This window comes from Vibrio sp. Hep-1b-8, assembly GCF_006124995.1.
GTDB lineage: Bacteria > Pseudomonadota > Gammaproteobacteria > Enterobacterales > Vibrionaceae > Vibrio.
Genome location: NZ_QEWN01000122.1, coordinates 1 through 2,559 on the forward strand (window position 1 = coordinate 1; position 2,559 = coordinate 2,559).

The window sequence follows — 2,559 nt, forward strand, 5'->3', positions numbered from 1 at the left end:
GTTTAGAACGTCGTGAGACAGTTCGGTCCCTATCTGCCGTGGGCGTTGGAAGATTGAAGGGGGCTGCTCCTAGTACGAGAGGACCGGAGTGGACGAACCTCTGGTGTTCGGGTTGTGTCGCCAGACGCATTGCCCGGTAGCTAAGTTCGGAATCGATAACCGCTGAAAGCATCTAAGCGGGAAGCGAGCCCTGAGATGAGTCTTCCCTGACCCCTTGAGGGTCCTAAAGGGTTGTTCGAGACTAGAACGTTGATAGGCAGGGTGTGTAAGCGCTGTGAGGCGTTGAGCTAACCTGTACTAATTGCCCGTGAGGCTTAACCATACAACACCCAAAGGGTTTTGTGGACTCAATGTAAGAACATTGAATGTGTAAGAACTGACAGCTTTCCAGATTAAAGAATTTGCTTGGCGACCATAGCGATTTGGACCCACCTGATTTCCATTCCGAACTCAGAAGTGAAACGAATTAGCGCCGATGGTAGTGTGGGGCTTCCCCATGTGAGAGTAGGACATCGCCAGGCTTTAAATTTAGACTCAAGAGTCTAACCAGTGCGGAGCGGTAGTTCAGTTGGTTAGAATACCGGCCTGTCACGCCGGGGGTCGCGGGTTCGAGTCCCGTCCGCTCCGCCACTTATTCCGAGAGTCGTCTCATTAAACACGAACAACAGGGGTGTAGCTCCAATTGGCAGAGCAGCGGATTCCAAATCCGCGTGTTGGGAGTTCGAATCTCTCCACCCCTGCCATCTTCAATTGCATGTTTATGCAAATAAAAAGCCCAGTCGTTTGACTGGGCTTTTTCTATTTCTGGGTTCTTTCATTGTGAGTAATAACTTGCCCCGGAGTGATCTGCATTCATTATTCAAAGACACACATAATTAGATTGTTCGTTATCATGCTATAACGACCTCGTTAGAACTCCCTATAATTGAGGTTTTTATGCCAGCACAAATGAAAGGAAACTTTTGTAACATTAAGGACTTTAAACCATCCCAGCGTACTATGAACGCAATTAAAGAGATGAACAATGTAAACCAAATGAGTAGTTATCTAGACAAGATTCTTGCTCTAGTACCTTTCTATCATATCTTTTCCGGACGAAAGTCTTATCCAGGTGTTGCACTTACAAATGCGGGATGGAACGCCTCTACGTATCAATGGAAAACATTTAATGAAGCAATGATGGCTATTCCTGATATAAAAAGAAAACGATTAGAAACTATTGCTGAAAATGAAATGTTATTTTCTACAGGGAAAGATTATGAATTTTGGACATGTGTATATAACTCGCTTTAAGTTATTGATGGTGCTTATTTTATTGTCTGGTTGCGCTTTCGCTTCGGGGCTTGAGACAAAAGAGTCTTTGCAAATTAAATACATTGAGGTGTATGACGCACTTAATCAAAAGGTTGGAGAGTGCTCAAAGCTCAAGAAACAGAGACAAATTACGATAGATAATGAATGGCTTAAATCTCAACCTACGTTAACTCAGAAGGTTGTTTTGTTTGAATTATCCAAAATGGCAGAAAAACGTTGCGCTCAGCCTGAAGAGTCAGATTATATTAGTGTTATTTTTGACTTGGCTGTTTTTGGGGAAGTTGATGCCTTAAATGAATATATAGAGTTAAGGCGATATGACCTCCCTAAAGAAGACAATAAAAAAATCTTAGACGGTTTGGATCAAGAGCAATTAATGCACCTTTCTACACTAGAAAAGTACCAAACGCCGTTTAATTTATTTTCGGCTTTTGAGTCTGGCAACTGATTCAATAAGCAATAAAGATTACTTTATTTGATGAATAGTGTTTTTCCAAAGATAGCATCGTGGTTTCATGAAACCACGATGCTATTACAGTAAAAATACACAACCAAACTTATACCAATCTGGAAAATTAACTGGTCAGGTTAATCCACTCCCTTTTGCACATCGTTTGCACCCTATCTGCGCTTTCCAAGAAGCCATTCCATGCTCTACATACCTTCTCGACAACATCGTTATAGTTCGTAAAACTTTGGTTGGCTAAATAGTGTTGTCGCAGCCAACTCCATACTTGTTCAATTGGATTTAGCTCTGGTGAATAGGGAGGCAATTTGATGATACTGACATTGTCAAACTGCTCGGCAATATCACTGGTATGCCATCCAGCACCATCCATTATGACAACTGCATGACGACCTCGCTCGGTGGCTTGTGATATTTGACCAAGGTGCTGAATCATAATCTCTTTGTTTACCCAAGGGACGACTATCGCCTCTCCAATTCCTCTTGTAGGACAGACTGAACCGAATAAGTAGGCATATTCAAATTACTGCTGTTTCACCGCTCGCGGTCTTGTGCCGCGCTTAGCCCAAAAACGAGTTGTTGTATTTTGTTGTCCAAATCGAGCTTCGTCTTGAAACCAAACATCGACGGCCTCAAACCCCTTATGGCCGGGGATCTTGAGGATCGTTTCAATTTTGAATTTTTTTAAAATCGTCTTGGGTTTGTTGGGATTGAGAAGGGTGTTTGGATCGCGATGTTATCCAAGAAAAGCCCATATGATTGAGCAAATAATAGATGGA

The 2,559-nt window shown here is 42.5% G+C and carries 2 protein-coding genes, 2 tRNA genes, 2 rRNA genes and 1 pseudogene; 6 read left to right on the forward strand and 1 reads right to left on the reverse strand.

Translation table 11 applies throughout. The features are described 5' to 3' along the window. From DA100_RS16530 to DA100_RS16555, 6 genes are all read left to right on the forward strand, one after another. Positions 1-322: ribosomal RNA gene (locus tag DA100_RS16530) — 23S ribosomal RNA — on the forward strand; the annotation flags it as partial. 82 nt (positions 323-404) lie between these two features. After that, positions 405-521, forward strand: a 5S ribosomal RNA gene (gene rrf / locus DA100_RS16535). Between the two features lie 32 nt (positions 522-553). Next, positions 554-630: transfer RNA gene (locus tag DA100_RS16540), tRNA-Asp, on the forward strand. A gap of 36 nt (positions 631-666) precedes the next feature. Then, a tRNA-Trp gene (locus tag DA100_RS16545) sits at positions 667-743 on the forward strand. A 193-nt stretch (positions 744-936) separates the two neighbouring features. Further along, positions 937-1,293: a hypothetical protein gene (locus tag DA100_RS16550; RefSeq protein ID WP_240800948.1), complete on the forward strand. Its 357-nt coding sequence runs from the start codon at positions 937-939 to the stop codon at positions 1,291-1,293. Beyond that, the gene (locus DA100_RS16555; protein WP_138973142.1) at positions 1,259-1,762 is read left to right on the forward strand and encodes a hypothetical protein; all 504 of its coding nucleotides are present in this window, start codon (positions 1,259-1,261) and stop codon (positions 1,760-1,762) included. The genes DA100_RS16550 and DA100_RS16555 overlap by 35 nt, the downstream gene beginning before the upstream one ends. 127 nt (positions 1,763-1,889) lie before the next feature. Here DA100_RS16555 and DA100_RS21400 read toward each other — a convergent pair. After that, a pseudogene (locus DA100_RS21400) lies at positions 1,890-2,559 on the reverse strand (IS630 family transposase); the annotation flags it as partial.

Excerpts from the sequence above, each read along its gene's own strand:
- DA100_RS16550 (WP_240800948.1), top strand. The coding sequence starts at position 937 with ATGCCAGCACAAATGAAAGGAAACTTTTGTAACATTAAGGACTTTAAA.
- DA100_RS16555 (WP_138973142.1), top strand. The coding sequence starts at position 1,259 with ATGAATTTTGGACATGTGTATATAACTCGCTTTAAGTTATTGATGGTG.